This window comes from Pseudomonas nitroreducens TX1, assembly GCF_000313755.1.
GTDB lineage: Bacteria > Pseudomonadota > Gammaproteobacteria > Pseudomonadales > Pseudomonadaceae > Pseudomonas > Pseudomonas nitroreducens_A.
This window is the reverse complement of sequence record NZ_AMZB01000093.1, coordinates 55,377-73,311: the sequence shown is the minus strand read 5'-3', so window position 1 is coordinate 73,311 and position 17,935 is coordinate 55,377. Positions and strand designations below refer to the sequence as shown.

Annotated in this window: 16 protein-coding genes; 11 read left to right on the top strand and 5 right to left on the bottom strand. The window is 64.1% G+C overall.

All coding sequences use genetic code 11. The features are described from left to right. Positions 1–108: 108 nt before the first annotated feature. The 3 genes from C167_RS0107975 to C167_RS0107965 form a co-directional block, all read right to left on the bottom strand. Entirely contained in the window at positions 109–753 is a 645-nt protein-coding gene (locus tag C167_RS0107975; protein ID WP_017517740.1) for an HAD family hydrolase, read from the bottom strand. 85 nt (positions 754–838) lie between these two features. Further along, complete coding sequence (locus C167_RS0107970; RefSeq protein ID WP_017517739.1) at positions 839–1,978, bottom strand: hypothetical protein; 1,140 nt, start codon at positions 1,976–1,978, stop codon at positions 839–841. Positions 1,979–2,269: 291 nt separating this feature from the next. After that, positions 2,270–2,815 carry a gamma carbonic anhydrase family protein gene (locus C167_RS0107965; protein WP_017517738.1) on the bottom strand — a complete coding sequence of 182 codons (546 nt, stop codon included), beginning with the start codon at positions 2,813–2,815 and terminating at the stop codon, positions 2,270–2,272. Positions 2,816–2,891: 76 nt separating this feature from the next. Here C167_RS0107965 and prlC point away from each other — a divergent pair, with 76 nt between their 5' ends. The 7 genes from prlC to C167_RS0107930 all read left to right on the top strand — a co-directional run bounded on the left by prlC (position 2,892) and on the right by C167_RS0107930 (position 12,150). Next, positions 2,892–4,937: an oligopeptidase A gene (gene prlC / locus C167_RS0107960; protein WP_026078885.1), complete on the top strand. Its 2,046-nt coding sequence runs from the start codon at positions 2,892–2,894 to the stop codon at positions 4,935–4,937. Beyond that, the gene (locus C167_RS0107955) at positions 4,937–5,206 is read left to right on the top strand and encodes a YheV family putative zinc ribbon protein (RefSeq protein ID WP_017517736.1); all 270 of its coding nucleotides are present in this window, start codon (positions 4,937–4,939) and stop codon (positions 5,204–5,206) included. Before prlC ends, C167_RS0107955 begins: the two co-directional genes overlap by 1 nt. Positions 5,207–5,454: 248 nt before the next feature. Then, on the top strand, positions 5,455–7,059 hold the full coding sequence (locus tag C167_RS0107950) for an inorganic phosphate transporter (RefSeq protein WP_017517735.1): 1,605 nt from the start codon (positions 5,455–5,457) through the stop codon (positions 7,057–7,059). A 73-nt stretch (positions 7,060–7,132) separates the two neighbouring features. Further along, positions 7,133–8,209 (top strand): acyltransferase family protein, encoded by a 1,077-nt coding sequence (locus C167_RS0107945; RefSeq protein ID WP_017517734.1) that lies wholly within the window; start codon positions 7,133–7,135, stop codon positions 8,207–8,209. Between the two features lie 154 nt (positions 8,210–8,363). Beyond that, positions 8,364–9,422 carry a PA0069 family radical SAM protein gene (locus tag C167_RS0107940; RefSeq protein ID WP_017517733.1) on the top strand — a complete coding sequence of 353 codons (1,059 nt, stop codon included), beginning with the start codon at positions 8,364–8,366 and terminating at the stop codon, positions 9,420–9,422. Positions 9,423–9,702: 280 nt separating this feature from the next. Then, entirely contained in the window at positions 9,703–10,419 is a 717-nt protein-coding gene (locus C167_RS0107935) for a carbonic anhydrase (RefSeq protein WP_017517732.1), read from the top strand. A gap of 195 nt (positions 10,420–10,614) precedes the next feature. Beyond that, positions 10,615–12,150 (top strand): SulP family inorganic anion transporter, encoded by a 1,536-nt coding sequence (locus tag C167_RS0107930; protein ID WP_017517731.1) that lies wholly within the window; start codon positions 10,615–10,617, stop codon positions 12,148–12,150. Between the two features lie 3 nt (positions 12,151–12,153). Here the strand turns inward: C167_RS0107930 and C167_RS0107925 are convergent, their stop codons facing one another. Then, positions 12,154–12,798, bottom strand: coding sequence for a hypothetical protein (locus tag C167_RS0107925; RefSeq protein WP_017517730.1), 645 nt, complete (start codon positions 12,796–12,798; stop codon positions 12,154–12,156). Between the two features lie 417 nt (positions 12,799–13,215). On the opposite strand from C167_RS0107925, the gene coxB reads away from it, so the two are divergent. From coxB to C167_RS0107905, 4 genes are all read left to right on the top strand, one after another. After that, the gene (coxB, locus tag C167_RS0107920; RefSeq protein ID WP_026078882.1) at positions 13,216–14,340 is read left to right on the top strand and encodes a cytochrome c oxidase subunit II; all 1,125 of its coding nucleotides are present in this window, start codon (positions 13,216–13,218) and stop codon (positions 14,338–14,340) included. 10 nt (positions 14,341–14,350) lie between these two features. Then, positions 14,351–15,946 (top strand): cytochrome c oxidase subunit I, encoded by a 1,596-nt coding sequence (ctaD, locus tag C167_RS0107915; RefSeq protein ID WP_017517728.1) that lies wholly within the window; start codon positions 14,351–14,353, stop codon positions 15,944–15,946. Between the two features lie 106 nt (positions 15,947–16,052). Then, the gene (locus C167_RS0107910; protein ID WP_017517727.1) at positions 16,053–16,610 is read left to right on the top strand and encodes a cytochrome c oxidase assembly protein; all 558 of its coding nucleotides are present in this window, start codon (positions 16,053–16,055) and stop codon (positions 16,608–16,610) included. A gap of 163 nt (positions 16,611–16,773) precedes the next feature. After that, positions 16,774–17,661, top strand: coding sequence for a cytochrome c oxidase subunit 3 (locus C167_RS0107905; protein WP_017517726.1), 888 nt, complete (start codon positions 16,774–16,776; stop codon positions 17,659–17,661). Between the two features lie 39 nt (positions 17,662–17,700). Here C167_RS0107905 and C167_RS0107900 read toward each other — a convergent pair whose 3' ends face one another. Beyond that, positions 17,701–17,910 carry a twin transmembrane helix small protein gene (locus C167_RS0107900; protein WP_015474903.1) on the bottom strand — a complete coding sequence of 70 codons (210 nt, stop codon included), beginning with the start codon at positions 17,908–17,910 and terminating at the stop codon, positions 17,701–17,703. Between the last annotated feature and the right edge of the window lie 25 nt (positions 17,911–17,935).

Below are 17,935 nucleotides of genomic sequence, written 5' to 3'. Positions count from 1 at the left end.
CTATCGAAGTCGGCAGACACAAGCGGATCTTATCCGCGATGCTCCTGGTCCCCGCTTCGCGGGGATTTCGCGGACAAGGTCCGCTCCTACAAATGGAGTCCCGTACGGTCAGGCAAAGGCCGCGCGCAGCTCGTCCAGGCTGGCGAAGTAATGTGCCGGGCTTTCCGCCATCAGTTCCTCGTGGCTGCCGAAGCCATAGCCGACGCCGGCGGCGGAAAGCCCGTTGCGGTGCGCGCCGATCAGGTCGTGCTTGCGGTCGCCGATCATCAGGGTCTGCTTGAGGTCCAGTTGCTCGATGCCCAGCAGGTGCCCGATCAGCTCGACCTTGTTGGTGCGCGTGCCATCCAGCTCGCTGCCGTAGATCACCTTGAAATGCCGGGCGAAGTCGAAGTGGCGGGCGATTTCGGAGGCGAACACCGTCGGCTTGCTGGTGCAGATGTACAGCGTGCGACCCTGGCTGCCGAGCAGGTCCAGCAGCTCGGCGACGCCGTCGAACACCTTGTTCTCGTAAAGTCCGGTGTCCTTGAAGCGCACGCGGTAGTGGTTCACCGCTTCCCAGGCGCGCGCCTCGTCGAAGTCGTAGGTGCTCATGAAGCACTGCAGCAGCGGCGGGCCGATGAAATGTTCCAGCTGGCGCAGGTCGGGCTCGTCGATGCCCAGTTGGGCGAGCGCATACTGGATGGAGCGGGTGATGCCCTCGCGCGGGTCGGTGAGGGTGCCGTCGAGGTCGAAGAGGATGTTCTGGTAATGCATGAGGTCAGCGTCCGGCCGCGAAAGTCGGGCGGGAAGGATACGCCCCAGGCAGCGGGCGCGAAACACGAGTCGCCGAATGACCGGCTCAGGGCGCCGAGCCCTGCCCCTGCCGGAGCACGCGGAACCCGCCGCTGACGCTGACCGGCTCTGCCTCGCCGGCACCGTAGGCCTGGGCCGCGGAATCGTCCTCGGGCTCGTCCTGTGGTTGAGCGAGCCGGCCAGCCAAGCTCTGCTGCACGCGGGCGCCAAGGTGATCGACGCCGGACATCACCCCGCCGTCCTGATCACGCATCAGCGCCAGCCACTGTTCGTCGAAGGCGGCGTTGATCTCCTTGCGCAACTGCGTTTCCACCTCCGGCCGCGCATGGTCGTTGCCCGCCATACTGAATAGCGTGAAGGCCACCGAAATGACCGAGCCGGCGACCTTGCCCGCCGCTCCGGCCACGACGCCGACGATGCTGCGGTTGCGCAGTTCATCGACCAGCTTGGCGCTGGTGCGCTGCGCCACCGGAGAGACGCCGCTGACTTTGGTCCCGGCGCCAGCCTTGCCCGAGGCGGTACGGATTTCCTGCATCAGGGCGGCGAAGGCCGGCAGCTTGCCGATGTCCTTGGCATTCACCACGTCGTAAAGCGAGGCGTCACGACTGGATGGCGGGCCGAGGCTGATTGCCGGAACGCCCATCAGGTGCTCATCGAACGCCTTCTGCGGGATGCCGCGACGCTGGGGGATCTCCTCCACCGCCACGGTCAGCAGTTTGATGTAGTGCCGGGTGGCCTTCTCCATCACCGAGTCGGGGTCGATCTGCTTGGCCACCGGGACCAGTACCTGCTTGCGGTACTGCTCCTGCAGGTAGACGGCCAGCCTGTCGACCGTGGGATCGAGGTCGCCGTGAGAGCCCATCTTGTACCAGGCGACCTTCATGCCCAGCCATTGCTGGGTCCAGTAGCTGGAGAACCAGGGGATGAATTTCTCGTCGGTGCGCTGGTAGACCAGGTCCATCCACTGCTGCATGGCCTCTTCGGCGTAGGCACGGGCCTGGGACGTGGCGGCCAGCGAAGCGGCGCCGATGTCGGCGTCGACCTGGTGCCAGGTGGCTTCGGTGAGCGGGGCGGCGGGTGGCGCAGGGCGCTGCGCGCAACCGCCCAGCGCCAGCAAGAGCAGGACGATGACACCGCCACGCCACCAGGGCGAAACGGTGGCGTTGGAAGAACACAGACTGTTCATGGCCGCTCGCCGGCTCGGCGGCGCCGGGATGGCAGGCCGCCCGCTGCTGAACCCGGCCGGGCACGCGCTGGCGTCCGGTCACCTTGGCTCAGTATAGGGCGCGAGGTCCGCTGTGGCGGGCCGTCCGGCAGATCGGAAGAACCAGAGCCCCTCACCCTGGCCCTCTCCCAGAGGGAGAGGGAACCGTTCGGCGAAGGATGAAGCCATCGTGTCAGCCGGCACAATCTGCCCCCTCCCCCATCGGGAGAGGGTTGGGGTGAGGGGAAGCATCGGCACCGTCGTATCAGAGCGTCACTCGCCGGCAAAACCCTCGGCGATATGCTGGTCCTTCAACTTCACGTAATTCCCGGCGGTATAGCTGAAGAACGCCCGCTCCTTGTCGGTCAGCGGCCGGGCCTTCTTCACCGGGCTGCCGACATACAGGAAGCCGCTCTCCAGCGTCTTGCCCGGCGGCACCAGGCTGCCCGCGCCGAGGATCACCTCGTCCTCGATCACCGCGCCGTCCATGACGATGGAGCCCATGCCCACCAGGATGCGGCTGCCGATGGTGCAGCCGTGCAGCAGCACCTTGTGACCGATGGTCACCTCGTCGCCGATGGTCAGCGGGAAGCCGTCCGGGTTGAAGGGGCCGGCGTGGGTGATGTGCAGCACGCTGCCGTCCTGCACGCTGGTGCGCGCACCGATACGGATGCGGTGCATGTCGCCGCGGATCACCACCAGCGGCCACACCGAGCTGTCCGCGCCGATCTCCACGTCGCCGATGACCACGGAGCTGGCGTCGACGAAGACGCGCTCACCGAGGGATGGCGTTTTGCCCTGATAGGTTCGAATCGTCACGATAGCTTTCCTGTGGCTGCGGATGGGTCCGATTGTATTTAAGATGGCCGGGTGTTTCTTCAGCCAAGGTGCCACCGTGAGCGCGAATCCTCTTCTGCAGAGCTACGACCTGCCGCCCTTCTCCTCCATTCGCCCCGAGCACGTGAAGCCGGCCATCGAGCAGATCCTCGCCGACAACCGCGCCGCCATCGCGCGCCTCCTCGCCCAGCAGAACGGCGCCCCGACCTGGGCCGGCCTGGTGCTGGCCATGGACGAGCTGCATGACCGCCTGGGCAAGGCCTGGAGCCCGGTCAGCCACCTCAACGCGGTGTGCAACAGCGCCGAACTGCGCGAAGCCTACGAGGGCTGCCTGCCGCTGCTGTCCGCCTACTGGACCGAACTGGGCCAGAACCGCGAGCTGTTCAAGGCCTACGAAGCGCTGGCCGCAAGCCCCGAATCGAAGGACTTCGACCTCGCCCAGAAAACCATCCTCGAACACGCCCTGCGCGACTTCCGCCTGTCGGGTATCGACCTGCCGGCCGAGCAGCAGCAGCGCTACGCGGAAATCCAGACGCGCCTGTCCGAGCTGGGCAGCCGCTTCTCCAACCAGCTGCTGGACGCCACCCAGGCCTGGACCAAGCACGTCACCGACGAAGCAGCCCTCGCCGGCCTGACCGAATCGGCCAAGGCGCAGATGCAGGCCGCCGCACAGGCCAAGGCGCTGGACGGCTGGCTGATCAGCCTGGAATTCCCCAGCTACTACGCCGTGATGACCTATGCCCAGGACCGCGCACTGCGTGAAGAGGTCTACGCCGCGTACTGCACCCGCGCCTCCGATCAGGGGCCGAATGCCGGGCAGAACGACAACGGCCCGGTGATGCAGGAAATCCTCGACCTGCGCCAGGAGCTGTCGCGCCTGCTGGGCTTTGCGAACTTCGCCGAACTGTCCCTGGCCACCAAGATGGCCGAGACGCCCGAGCAGGTACTGAACTTCCTCCGCGACCTCGCCGTGCGCAGCAAGCCCTTTGCTGCCCAGGATCTTGCGCAGCTCAAGGCCTACGCCGCGGAGCAGGGTTGCCCGGACCTCGCCAGCTGGGACGCCAGCTACTTCGGCGAGAAGCTGCGCGAGGCGCGCTACAGCGTGTCCCAGGAAGCCCTGCGCGAATACTTCCCGATCGACAAGGTGCTCTCCGGCCTGTTCGCCATCGTGCAGAAGCTCTACGGCATCCAGATTCGCGAGCTGAACGACTTCGAGCGCTGGCACCCGGACGTGCGCCTGTTCGAGATCGAGGAAAACGGCCAGCATGTCGGCCGCTTCTACTTCGACCTCTACGCCCGCGCCAACAAGCGTGGCGGCGCCTGGATGGACGGCGCCCGCGACCGTCGCCGCACCGCCGGTGGCGAACTGCAATCGCCAGTGGCCTACCTGGTGTGCAACTTCACCCCGGCGGTCGGCGGCAAGCCGGCGCTGCTGACCCACGATGAAGTCACCACGCTGTTCCACGAATTCGGCCACGGCCTGCACCACCTGCTGACCCGCGTCGAACATGCCGGCGCCTCGGGCATCAACGGCGTGGCCTGGGACGCCGTGGAGCTGCCGAGCCAGTTCATGGAGAACTGGTGCTGGGAGCCCGAAGGCCTGGCGCTGATCTCCGGTCACTACGAGACCGGCGCGCCGCTGCCCCAGGACCTGCTGGAGAAGATGCTCGCGGCGAAGAACTTCCAGTCCGGACTGATGATGGTCCGCCAGCTGGAATTCTCGCTGTTCGACTTCGAACTGCACGCCACCCACGGCGACGGCCGCAGCGTGCTCGACGTGCTGGAAGCAATCCGCGATGAAGTCGCGGTGATGCGCCCGCCGGCGTACAACCGCTTCGCCAACAGCTTCGCGCACATCTTCGCCGGCGGTTATGCGGCCGGTTACTACAGCTACAAGTGGGCCGAGGTGCTGTCCGCCGATGCGTTCTCGCGCTTCGAGGAAGAAGGCGTGCTCAACCCGGCCACCGGCGCGGCCTTCCGCGACGCGATCCTGGCCAAGGGCGGCTCCCAGGAGCCGATGGCGCTGTTCGTGGCCTTCCGTGGCCGCGAGCCGTCCATCGATGCCCTGCTGCGCCACTCGGGTCTCACCGAGGAGGCGGCGTGATGAGCGAGGTGAAGAAACGCTTCATCGCCGGGGCCGTCTGCCCGGCGTGCAGCGAGCAGGACAAGATCGTCATGTGGGACGTCGACGGCGTACCACACCGCGAATGCGTGGCCTGCGGCTACTCCGACACGCTCAACGCCCAGGGCCAGTCAGTGCCGAAAGAGCTGTCCACCCGCGTCAACACCAGCGCGCTGGAAAAGCCCAGGGACCCGAAGGTACAGGGGGTGCAGTTCTTCCCCAATCCGAAGCTGAAGAAGCCGCAGGAATAGCACCCGCGTGACGCCCAGAAATGCCCCGGCTTGCCGGGGCATTGCTTTTTACGGCGCCGAAATACCGCACATTCCCACCAACATCAAGGAATGTCGAAGCAGCCTCGCCCTAGCATGACACTCCGCCCCGCTCGCGCCGTCGGCCCATGATCGCCACGGCCGGCTAGTCTGTAGGGCATCGCCGCAAGGAATCCGCCCGATGCCGCCATTGACCCCAAGGAAGCCCTCCTGTGCTTGACCGCTTTGGCATGCTTGAGGTGATGCGCGCCTCGCGCCTGACGCAGTTCCCGATCAGCCCCGTGCTGCGCGAGACTCACGGCTTCAAGGGACGCCTGACCTTTTTCCTGCTGCTGGCCGCCGCGCTGGTGTTCACCTTCGCCGCGCTGGGGCACGACATCCACGCCAGCGGCACGCACCTGGAGCCGGGCGGGTCGGTACTGGTGCTGGTGGTTGCGCTGCTGATCGCGCTGAGCTTCGAGTTCATCAACGGCTTCCACGACACCGCCAATGCGGTGGCCACGGTGATCTACACCAACGCCTTGCCGCCGCGCCTCGCCGTGGCCTGGTCGGGGGTGTGGAACTTCCTCGGCGTGCTCTTCTCCAGCGGTGCGGTGGCGTTCGCCATCGTCTCGCTGCTGCCGCTGGACCTGCTGCTCAAGGTCGACAGCAGCGTCGGGCTGGCGATGATCTTCGCCCTGCTGATCGCCTCGATCCTGTGGAACCTGGGTACCTGGTGGCTGGGGCTGCCGGTGTCCTCCTCGCACACGCTGATTGGTTCCATCGTCGGTATCGGCCTGGCCCACGGCGCCATGGCAGGGCATATCGGACTGTCGGGCAACGCCTGGTCGCAGTTGCTGACGGTGGGTTATGCACTGTTCCTTTCGCCGCTGGTGGGCTTCTTCGCCGCCTTCGTGCTGCTGCGAGTGGCGAGCTCGACCATCCGCAACCGCGCGCTGTTCCACGCACCGGATGGGCGCACGCCGCCGCCCCGGTGGATTCGCGCGATCCTGATCCTGACCTGTACCGGCGTGTCCTTTGCCCATGGTTCCAACGACGGGCAAAAAGGCATCGGGCTGATCATGCTCATACTGATCGCCACCGTTCCCCTCGCGTTCGCGGTGGATCGCGCTCATTCCCCCGAGCAGACCCGCCAGTTGCTCGCCCTCACCCAGGCCAGCCAGCAGCAGTTGCACCGTGCTGGCGGCAGCCCGGCAGCGGACCCGCGGCAGGCGCTATTGAGCTATCAGGAAGACGAAGTGCTGAAGCCCGAACTGCTGCCCTCGCTGGGCAGCGTGATCGGCGACGTCAGCGCGCGACTGGAGCGTTACGGGCAATTGGACAAAGTGCCGGCCGAGGAGGTGCAGGCCCTGCGCAACGACCTCTACCTGAGCCTGGAAACCATCCGCCTGCTGGACCGCAGCGACCAGCATTTCGAGCTGGAAACCTGGAGCAGCCTGCAGGCACTGCGCCAGGGCGGCGAGCAGGCAATCCGCTTCATTCCCACCTGGGTAAAGGTCGCGGTCGCCCTGGCACTCGGCCTGGGTACACTGGTGGGCTGGCGGCGTATCGTCACTACGGTCGGCGAAGGCATCGGCAAGACCCCTTTGACTTATGCACAGGGCGCCTCGGCGCAACTGGTGGCCATGCTCACCATCGGCGCGGCGGACGGTTTCGGTCTGCCGGTGTCGACGACCCAGGTGCTCTCCTCCGGCGTGGCCGGCACCATGGCGGCCAACGGCAGCGGGCTGCAGTGGCCGACCATCCGCAACATGTTGCTGGCCTGGGTGCTGACCTTGCCGGCGGCCATCGGGCTGGCGGCCGGGCTGTACCTTTTGTTTTCAAAGATGCTTTAGGCCAGGAAAACATTTACAGTTCGTCGAACTTCCGATCAGCACCTTTTTCACACTCCATTGGCTCGCGACAATCATGTTTGGTCTCTACAGATTCGTTTTATCTCTTCTGGTCGTCGTCAACCATCTTCTCGCCCTGCCAATTCTTGGCCATTACGCCGTACATGGATTCTTCATTCTCAGTGGATATCTGATGACACTCGTGATGGTGAATACCTACGGATATTCGATCAGGGGCATCGGGCGATTCTGCCTGAACCGAATCCTGCGCTTATATCCAGCACACTGGTTCATTCTCGCGCTCTCTGTATTTATCATATTCTTCTTCGGTGAAGATAACTCGATAAAATATCGTGAATTCATGTTCATCCCCAACAACCTTTCTCAATGGGCGCAGAACGCGACCTTGATATATTGGAGCACCTTTCCGACATCCGTCCTGCCGAGGGTATCGCCGCCTACCTGGGCACTGACCGTGGAAATAACCTTCTATGCGCTCATTGCCCTAGGCCTATCCCGCTCAAGAACAATCACCACTCTTTGGTTCTCGCTCAGTATTGGCTACATGCTGACAACGCATATCCTTGGACTCGGCTATGGCTACCGGTACGGATATATATTTTCCGGCACACTCGCGTTCTCGCTGGGCGCAATGATCTTCCACCATCGGAATCTATTAGAAATCGTTATTTCACGATACAGAAGAACTACACTCCTCTGGGCGACGATAGGCCTGGCTTTCCTGAATTCTGTCGTTGCATTGAAATTTGGTGGTGATGGAACAACCGGCAGCACGGCAACCCTATGCTTCTATGTCAACTACGCGCTGAATGCCGCATTGATAGTCCTGCTGATCAATACTATTGCTCCGGCAGGCCTGAAGCTTATCGACAAGACGCTTGGCGACTTCAGTTATCCGCTTTATCTGATGCACTGGCAGGTCGGTTTTGCCTGCTCGATGCTGATCTTCGGCACCCCCATAAGTGGCTCGAGCGTGCCAGGCATACTGAATTTCTTCGTCACCCTGTTTGTATCGCTGGCCTGCTGCCACCTGATCGTCAAGACAATTGAAAAGCCGGTACAAAGAGTCAGATGGCGGGTCAAGTCCACACGCATTGAAGCCCCAGCGCAGGAGCAAGCCAGGGGTATCTAGAGCGTCCTGCCAGTGCAGTTTTCACCGTGCCGAGTGATGACCGACAGAACTCACCTACCGCCGGGCGCCTGACGCTGCCTATCGGCTTCATCCCTCTGGCGTAGTGACGCCGCCTGAAATACTGTATTTATAAACAGTACTCCAGAGCATCGACATGCCACCGACAGTCCCACCCCGCGGCCGGGGCACCGCCAACAATCCGCACAACCGCTTCGCGCCAACCACTTCGGTGCCTGTGGATAACGATTGGTACGACGAGGTGCCCAAGCCCCAGGTGACCGAGATCCGCAGCGAGCGCGCGAAGTCGGTGATCTCGCGCAACCAGTCGCCGGACCTGCCCTTCGACCGCTCGATCAACCCCTATCGCGGCTGCGAGCACGGCTGCATCTACTGCTACGCCCGGCCGAGCCACGCCTACTGGGACCTGTCCCCGGGGCTGGATTTCGAGACCAGGCTGATCGCCAAGACCAATGCCGCCGAGGTGCTGGAAGAAGAGCTGAGCCGCAAGGGCTACGTCTGCGCGCCGATCAACCTGGGCGCCAATACCGATCCGTACCAGCCCATCGAGCGCCAGCAGCGGCTGACCCGGCAGATCCTCGAGGTGCTGCTGCGCTTCCGCCACCCGGTGACCATCGTCACCAAGGGTTCGCTGATCCTGCGCGACCTGGACCTGCTGGCCGAACTGGCGAAGCAGAACCTGGTGGCCGTGATGATCAGCCTGACCACCCTGGATGACGAGCTGAAACGCATCCTCGAACCCCGCGCCGCGGCTCCCTCCGCGCGCTTGCGGGCGATCCGGGTGATGCGCGAACAGGGCATTCCGGTAGGGGTGCTGTGTTCGCCGATGATCCCCATGGTCAACGACCGCGAACTGGAAGCGCTGCTCGAAGCCGCCCACGAAGCCGGCGCGCAGAGCGCCAGCTACATGATGCTGCGCCTGCCACGCGAGGTCGGGCCGCTGTTCGAAGAGTGGCTGGCAGCGCACTATCCGCAGCGTGCCAACCATGTGATGAGCCTGATCCGGCAGGTGCGCGGCGGGGAAATCTACGACAGCCGTTTCGGCCACCGCTTTCGCGGCGAAGGCCCGTTCGCCGACCTCCTGGCCAAGCGCTTCGAGGTTGCCCTGCGCCGCCTGGGCTTGAACCGGCGCGGCAACTTCAGTTTGGACTGCACGGCGTTTGCCCCGCCGCGCAGCCAGATGAGCCTGTTCTGAGCTGTTGTCTGTCGGAAGTTTCGACAAGAGCAGTACAATCACTGCAATATCGCATCGCCATGATAGCTTGCCGATATCATCTTGAAATTTCGGCGAAACATCGTGCAAAAGCTCATTACAGAGCGGTTTTTTAATTTTGGTTTAATCTTCGTTGTCTAGGGTTTGAGCACAAAGTGACTAACCGGTCACGACAGATTTTTCCTCACGGCTGTGCCTTTTCTCCCCAGGGAGAGCGTCGGCTGACGTGGGAAAATTCTTCGTCATTCTTCGAGGCTGATACATGAACGACAAAACGCACGGTGAGGAACACGCCCACGAATCTGCTGACGAGGCGCTGCGCCATATCGTCGAGGGCTTCCGCCAGTTCCGCCATGAAGTCTTCCCGCAGCAGGAAGAGCTGTTCAAGAAGTTGGCCCACGCGCAGAACCCGCGCGCCATGTTCATCACCTGCGCCGACTCGCGCATCGTTCCCGAGCTGATCACCCAGAGCTCGCCGGGCGACCTGTTCGTCACCCGCAACGTCGGCAACGTGGTGCCGCCGTACGGCCAGATGAACGGCGGCGTGTCCACTGCCATCGAGTTCGCGGTGATGGCCCTGGGCGTGCAGCACATCATCGTCTGCGGCCACTCCGATTGCGGCGCTATGAAGGCGGTGCTGGCTCCGCAGACCCTGGAAGGCATGCCGACGGTCAAGGCCTGGCTGCGCCATGCCGAAGTCGCCCGCACCGTGGTCGCGCAGACCTGCGGCTGTGCCACCCAGGAACACCTGGGCGTACTCACCGAAGAGAACGTCGTGGCCCAGTTGGACCACCTGAAGACCCATCCGTCGGTGGCCGCGCGCCTGGCTTCCGGCCAGCTGTTCATCCACGGCTGGGTGTACGACATCGAGACCAGCGCCATCAAGGCCTACGACGCCCAGGAAGGCCGCTTCCGCCCGCTCGACGGCGAAGGCCCGACGCCCAGCGCAACGCCTCGCGCTCGCTACTCCGCTCAGTAAGCCGCCCGTAGCAGTAATCCCGGGGCGCGGCGGCCCGCCAGAACAAATGCCGCGCTCCGTTCCTCACTTGATCCCTGCCTGAGGCGTACGCCCCCACCGCGTTCGCCGTCCCTCTGAACTGCGCGTGTCGATGCGGCCGAGGCCTGCGTCGTGGGCTTTCGCGCGTCCGAAAAATGCTCGAAGGAGAACAGCGCCATGTCGGCCTCCCACTCTGTTCCATCCGGATTTTCCCAGCTGCGCCACGCGCTGCCGCGCGACCTGCTCGCGTCGGTGGTGGTTTTTCTCGTTGCCCTGCCGCTGTGCATGGGCATCGCCATCGCCTCGGGCATGCCGCCAGCCAAGGGCCTGGTGACCGGCATCATCGGCGGCCTGGTGGTCGGCTTCCTGGCCGGCTCGCCCCTGCAGGTCAGCGGCCCGGCGGCGGGCCTGGCGGTGCTGGTCTTCGAACTGGTGCGCACCCACGGCATGGCCATGCTCGGGCCAATCCTGCTGCTGGCCGGCGCACTGCAACTGCTGGCGGGAAGACTGCGCCTGGGCTGCTGGTTCCGCGTGACCTCGCCGGCCGTGGTCTACGGCATGCTCGCCGGCATCGGCATTCTTATCGTGCTGTCGCAGGTCCACGTGATGCTCGACCTGAAGCCGCAGGCGTCGGGGCTGGATAACCTGCTGGCCTTCCCGGCGGCGCTGCTCTCCGAGACCAGCGGCTTCGATGCGGCGCTGCTCGGGCTGGGCACCATGGCCTGCATGGCGCTGTGGGACCGCTTCAAACCGAGCCGGCTGCGCATGCTGCCCGGCGCGCTGTTCGGCGTCAGCCTGGCAACCCTGGCGAGCATCGCGCTGCACCTGAACGTGCTGCGGGTGAGCGTGCCGGAGAACCTCGGCGACGCCATCGACTGGGTTCGCCCGAGCGACCTTGCCGCGCTGCTCGACCCGACGCTTTTGCTGGCCGCCGTGGTGGTGGCCTTCATCGCCAGCGCCGAGACGCTGCTCTCCGCCGCAGCGGTGGACCGCATGCACACCGGCCCGCGCTCGGACATGGACCGCGAGCTGAGCGCCCAGGGTGTGGGCAACATGCTCTGCGGGCTGGTCGGCGCGCTGCCGATGACCGGGGTGATCGTGCGCAGTTCGGCCAACGTGCAGGCCGGTGCGCGCAGCCGCGCTTCGGCGATCTTCCATGGGTTGTGGCTGCTGGCGTTCGTCGTGCTGCTGGGCGGGTTGCTGCGGCAGATCCCCATCGCCAGCCTGGCCGGCGTGCTGGTCTACACCGGGATCAAGCTGGTGGACCTCAAGGCGCTGCGCTCGCTTGGCCGTTACGGGCGCATGCCGGTGCTGGTGCACGCGGCGACCGCGCTGGCCATCGTCGCTACCGACCTTCTGACCGGCGTGCTGCTGGGTTTCGCGCTGACGGTATTGAAGCTGGTGTTCAAGGCAGCGCGGTTGAAGATCAACCTGCGCTACGACGAGGAGGGCAGCGGTGCAGAGCTGCGGCTGGTGGGCGCGGCGACATTCCTCAAGGTGCCGGCGCTGTCCCAGGTCTTGCAGTCGATAAAGCCCGGCACGCACCTGCGCGTACCGCTGCAGCACCTGAGCTACATCGACCACGCCTGCATGGAACTGCTGGAGGACTGGGGCCGCAGCGCCGCGGCCAACGGCTGTCGGCTGTCCATCGAAGGCAACGGTCTTCGTCGCCGCGTGGAGGGCCGGGTGCGGGCGCTGCAGGGTGCGGGCTGAACATCAGTCGCGGCCCAGCTCCAGCTCAACGCCGAACTGCCGCGACAGGCACGGCCACTGCTGCCAGGCCATGACGACTTGCGGGTCGTTGAGGCTGGCGCGATAGCTGACGGCGGATTCGGCGCTGAAGGTGCTGTCGTCAAGCATGCCGTCGACCGCATGATGCACTGCTTCATCCAGCTGGTTGGCGAAGGGTTCGCCGATCAGCTGGTGCGCCACCAGGTTAGCCACCGTGGTGTCCAGCGGGATCAGCGGCTGGTTGAAGTGGGCGATGTAGCGGTCGTTCACCTCTTCCACCAGGCGGTGGGCGAGGTAAGCCTCGTCCAGCAGCGCGTCGAGGCCATCGTGGCCATCGAGCAGCGCAGGCGGCGTGAGGAAGAACTGCTCGGCGAGCTTGAGCACCGGCTTGATGCGATCTTCGATGCCGGCCGCGCGGGCCACCGAGTTGGCGGCGTCGAGGAAGTCCGGCACCTGCTCGACGTAGGCGTGGACGAAACGTGTCAGCGTACCGTTGGGGTCCTCTCCCGTCAGCGCGATGCTCTTGTGCAGGCTTTGCAGTTGGCTCTGGATCAGGCGGGCGAGATGGCCATGGCGGGATTCGAGCAGGTGGGCATTCCGGATCAGCTCACGCAGTGCAGCGGTGTTCATGACAACTCCAAGACAACGGGTTTGGAAAGTGAAGAAAGACCTTAGCCGCACCCCGGGCGTAGCTAAGACGCGATTGTCATATTCATGAACTGGTTATGCCGGCACGGCATATCAGACCGCCAGCATGGTACTCCAAAGCCGCGCCGTCCGTGGCTTTGAGATCGCACTTCGGTCTTTCAAACACCGTTTTTACTCTGCGTTGTTATGTCGCAACCCCTGGCTATACTCCGCTTCGACACACCGAAAACCTGATGGACCCGGCCTGCCCTGCGTGCTGCCGAGGTAAGACGTCAAAGTAAGTTGTCTTGGCGGTCACTCCCTTGGCCGTTGGCGTGTTCAGGCTCGAGCCCCCTGGAATGGGGTTCGTGGCCAGGGCGCTATGCCGGCGGGATAAAAACAACGATAAGGGGAACCCGAATGCTGCGACATCCACGAGTCTGGATGGGCTTCCTTTTGCTCTTGGCTTTCAGTCAGGCAAACGCCGCCTGGACGGTCAACATGGCCCCCGGTGCGACGGAAGTCAGCCGTAACGTTTTCGATCTGCACATGACGATCTTCTGGATCTGCGTGGTCATCGGCATCGTCGTCTTTGGCGCGATGTTCTGGTCGATGATCGTCCACCGCCGGTCCACCGGGCAGCAGCCCGCGCATTTCCACGAAAGCACCACGGTGGAAATCCTCTGGACCGTCATTCCCTTCCTGATCCTGGTGGTGATGGCCGTTCCGGCCACCAAGACGCTGATCCACATGTACGACACCTCGGAGCCCGAGTTGGACGTGCAGGTCACCGGCTACCAGTGGAAGTGGCAGTACAAATACCTGGGCCAGGACGTGGAGTTCTTCTCCAACCTCGCCACGCCCCAGGACCAGATCCACAACAAGGCCGACAAGGACGAGCATTACCTGCTCGAAGTGGACAACCCGCTGGTGCTGCCGGCCGGGGTCAAGGTCCGTTTCCTGGTCACCTCCAGCGACGTGATCCACTCCTGGTGGGTGCCGGCCTTCGCGGTCAAGCGCGACGCCATTCCCGGCTTCGTCAACGAGGCCTGGACCAAGGTCGACCAGCCCGGCGTCTACCGCGGCCAGTGCGCCGAGCTGTGCGGCAAGGACCACGGCTTCATGCCCATCGTGGTGGACGTGAAGTCCAAGCCCGACTTCGACAAGTGGCTGGCCGAGCGCAAGGAAGAGGCCGCCAAGATGAAGGAGCTGACCAGCAAGGAGTGGACGAAGGAAGAACTGGTCGCCCGTGGCGACAAGGTCTACCACACCATCTGCGCCGCCTGTCACCAGCCCGAGGGCCAGGGCATGCCGCCGATGTTCCCGGCGCTCAAGGGTTCGAAGATCGTCACCGGACCCAAGGAGCACCACCTGGAGACCGTGTTCAACGGCGTTCCGGGCACGGCCATGGCGGCCTTCGGCAAGCAGCTCTCGGAAGTCGACATCGCCGCGGTGATCACCTACGAGCGCAACGCCTGGGGCAATAACGACGGCGACATGGTGACCCCGCAGGACGTGGTCGCCTACAAGCAGAAACAACAATAAGGAGGCCGCGATGAGTACCGTGATCGATCACCCCGACCATTCTCACGCCGGCGACCACCACCACGGCCCCGCCAAGGGCCTGATGCGCTGGGTACTGACCACCAACCACAAGGACATCGGCACGCTGTACCTGTGGTTCAGCTTCTGCGCCTTCCTGCTCGGCGGCTCCTTCGCCATGGTGATCCGCGCCGAGCTGTTCCAGCCGGGCCTGCAGATCGTCGAGCCGGCGTTCTTCAACCAGATGACCACCATGCACGGCCTGGTGATGGTCTTCGGTGCGGTGATGCCGGCCTTCGTCGGCCTGGCCAACTGGATGGTGCCGCTGATGATCGGCGCGCCGGACATGGCCCTGCCACGGATGAACAACTTCAGCTTCTGGCTGCTGCCGGCGGCCTTCGGCCTGCTGGTGAGCACCCTGTTCATGCCCGGCGGTGGCCCGAACTTCGGCTGGACCTTCTACGCACCGCTGTCCACCACCTTCGCGCCTCACAGCGTGACCTTCTTCATCTTCGCCATCCACCTGATGGGCATGAGTTCGATCATGGGCGCGATCAACGTGATCGCCACCATCCTCAACCTGCGCGCCCCGGGCATGACGCTGATGAAGATGCCGCTGTTCGTCTGGACCTGGCTGATCACCGCCTTCCTGCTGATCGCGGTGATGCCGGTGCTGGCGGGTTGCGTGACGATGATGCTGATGGACATCCACTTCGGCACCAGCTTCTTCAGCGCGGCCGGCGGCGGCGACCCGGTGCTGTTCCAGCACGTGTTCTGGTTCTTCGGCCACCCCGAGGTGTACATCATGATCCTGCCGGCGTTCGGCGCCGTCAGCTCGATCATCCCGGCCTTCAGCCGCAAGCCGCTGTTCGGCTACACCTCGATGGTCTACGCCACCGCGTCGATCGCCTTCCTGTCCTTCGTCGTGTGGGCGCACCACATGTTCGTGGTGGGCATCCCGCTGGTGGGCGAGCTGTTCTTCATGTACGCGACCATGCTGATCGCCGTGCCCACCGGGGTGAAGGTGTTCAACTGGGCGTCGACCATGTGGCAGGGCTCGCTGACCTTCGAGACGCCGATGCTGTTCGCCGTGGCCTTCGTCATCCTGTTCACCATCGGCGGCTTCTCCGGGCTGATGCTGGCCATTGCACCGGCGGACTTCCAGTACCAGGACACCTACTTCGTGGTGGCGCACTTCCACTACGTGCTGGTGCCCGGCGCGATCTTCGGCATCTTCGCCTCGGCCTACTACTGGCTGCCGAAGTGGACCGGCCACATGTACGACGAGACCCTGGGCAAGCTGCACTTCTGGATGAGCTTCATCGGCATGAACCTGGCGTTCTTCCCGATGCACTTCGTCGGGCTGGCCGGCATGCCGCGGCGGATTCCGGACTACAACCTGCAGTTCGCCGACTTCAACATGGTCTCGTCCATCGGCGCCTTCATGTTCGGCACCACGCAGCTGTTGTTCCTGTTCATCGTCATCAAGTGCATCAAGGGCGGCAAGCCGGCGCCGGCAAAGCCGTGGGATGGCGCGGAGGGGCTGGAATGGACCATTCCCTCGCCGGCGCCCTACCACACCTTCACCACGCCTCCGGAAGTGAAGTAAGTACGAACGTGTAGGAGCGAGCTTGCTCGCGAACGGGTCTCCCAGGAGCCCAACGCATCAAGCGGTTCGCGAGCAAGCTCGCTCCTACAGGTTGAGGAACCGACCCATGAGCGATGGCAACATCGAAACGCGCAAGCTGGTGACCCGACTGGTCATTGCCGTGGTCGCCATGTTCGCCTTCGGCTTCGCCCTGGTGCCGCTGTACGACGTGATGTGCAAGGCACTGGGCATCAACGGCAAGACCTCCGGCAGCGCCTACCAGGGCGACGGCCAGGTGGTCGATCAGTCGCGCGAGGTGAAGATCCAGTTCGTCGCCAACAACAACATCGACATGGTCTGGGAGTTCCACCCCGAGGCCGAGCAACTGGTGGTGCATCCGGGCGCGGTGAACCAGATGCTGTTCGTCGCCCGCAATCCCACCGACAAGCCGATGACCGCCCAGGCGATCCCGAGCATCGCGCCGTCGGTGGCGGCCACCTATTTCCACAAGACCGAATGCTTCTGCTTCACCCAGCAGGTGCTGCAGCCGGGCGAGCGCATCGAAATGCCGGTGCGCTTCATCGTCGACCGCGACCTGCCCAAGGATGTGCGTCACCTGACGCTGGCTTACACGCTGTTCGACATCACTGCCCGCAAGCCACCCGTGGCCAGTAACGAGCGCTGAGAAGTCGGTGGATGATCGTGCGAGCTAGAGTGAGGCAAGGCGGGACCGGCCGAGGAGCCGGAGTTTACGAGTTGTAAATGAGGACTCCGAGGCCGGCTCCAACGCAGCCTCACCGACGCGCAGTAGATCAGCAACCGACTTCTGGGCAAGGAGAACAAGAACAATGGCAACCCACGATCCCTATTACGTCCCCGCGCAGAGCAAGTGGCCAATCATCGCCACCATCGGCATGCTGGTGACGATGTTCGGCGTCGGCACCTGGATGAACGACATGAGCGCCGGCAAGGACCACTCCCACGGCCCGTGGATCTTCTTCGCCGGCGGGCTGATCCTGGCGTACATGCTGTTCGGCTGGTTCGGCAACGTCATCCAGGAAAGCCGCGGCGGGCTCTACAGCCCGCAGATGGACCGCTCCTTCCGCTGGGGCATGAGCTGGTTCATCTTCTCCGAGGTGATGTTCTTCGCCGCCTTCTTCGGCGCGCTGTTCTACGTGCGCCACTTCGTCAACCCATGGCTGGGTGGCGAAGGCCACCACGGCATCTCGCACATGCTCTGGCCGCAGTTCGAAGCCGGCTGGCCGCAGCTGAGCAACCCGGACAACAAGCTCTTCCCACCGCCCAAGGAGGTGATCGACCCGTGGAAGCTGCCGCTGATCAACACCCTGCTGCTGGTCAGCTCCAGCTTCACCGTGACCTTCGCCCACCACGCGCTGAAGAAGAACCACCGTGGCCCGCTGAAGCTGTGGCTGGCGGCGACCGTGGCACTGGGCGCGTGCTTCATCGTGCTGCAGGCCTATGAGTACCACGAGGCCTACAGCGAACTGGGCCTGACCCTGGGCTCGGGCATCTACGGCGCGACCTTCTTCATGCTCACCGGCTTCCACGGCGCCCACGTGACCATCGGCGCGATCATGCTGAGCATCATGCTGATCCGCATCATCCGCGGGCACTTCGACGCCGACAAACACTTCGGCTTCGAGGCGGCCAGCTGGTACTGGCACTTCGTCGACGTGGTGTGGATCGGGTTGTTCATCTTCGTTTACGTGCTGTGAGGCGCGATGGCGCGGGCTTCGGCCCGCGCCTTTTTGAGATCAGAAATGCCAGGGGGCGGAGCTGCCGAGTTGGCCGCTGAAGAAGCCCCAGGCGATGAGAGCGACGGTCAGGGCAGTCAGGGTGACACGCACGGTCAGCGCGTTGACTACCCGCGAACCGTGCCCCTCGTCCTTGACCAGAAAGAACAGGCCACTGAACAGACTGACGACGGTCGCCAGCAACAACAGAACGATCGCAGCTTTGAGCACTACCGGCCTCCTGTCCGCAGGGGAC

Coding starts and splice junctions, on each gene's coding strand:
- C167_RS0107935 (WP_017517732.1), top strand. CDS start 9,703: ATGAACGACAAAACGCACGGTGAGGAACACGCCCACGAATCTGCTGAC.
- C167_RS0107950 (WP_017517735.1), top strand. CDS start 5,455: ATGCTTGAGGTGATGCGCGCCTCGCGCCTGACGCAGTTCCCGATCAGC.
- ctaD (WP_017517728.1), top strand. CDS start 14,351: ATGAGTACCGTGATCGATCACCCCGACCATTCTCACGCCGGCGACCAC.
- C167_RS0107905 (WP_017517726.1), top strand. CDS start 16,774: ATGGCAACCCACGATCCCTATTACGTCCCCGCGCAGAGCAAGTGGCCA.
- C167_RS0107945 (WP_017517734.1), top strand. CDS start 7,133: ATGTTTGGTCTCTACAGATTCGTTTTATCTCTTCTGGTCGTCGTCAAC.
- C167_RS0107975 (WP_017517740.1), bottom strand. CDS start 753: ATGCATTACCAGAACATCCTCTTCGACCTCGACGGCACCCTCACCGAC.
- C167_RS0107910 (WP_017517727.1), top strand. CDS start 16,053: ATGAGCGATGGCAACATCGAAACGCGCAAGCTGGTGACCCGACTGGTC.
- coxB (WP_026078882.1), top strand. CDS start 13,216: ATGCTGCGACATCCACGAGTCTGGATGGGCTTCCTTTTGCTCTTGGCT.
- C167_RS0107925 (WP_017517730.1), bottom strand. CDS start 12,798: ATGAACACCGCTGCACTGCGTGAGCTGATCCGGAATGCCCACCTGCTC.
- C167_RS0107970 (WP_017517739.1), bottom strand. CDS start 1,978: ATGAACAGTCTGTGTTCTTCCAACGCCACCGTTTCGCCCTGGTGGCGT.
- C167_RS0107955 (WP_017517736.1), top strand. CDS start 4,937: ATGAGCGAGGTGAAGAAACGCTTCATCGCCGGGGCCGTCTGCCCGGCG.
- C167_RS0107930 (WP_017517731.1), top strand. CDS start 10,615: ATGTCGGCCTCCCACTCTGTTCCATCCGGATTTTCCCAGCTGCGCCAC.
- C167_RS0107940 (WP_017517733.1), top strand. CDS start 8,364: ATGCCACCGACAGTCCCACCCCGCGGCCGGGGCACCGCCAACAATCCG.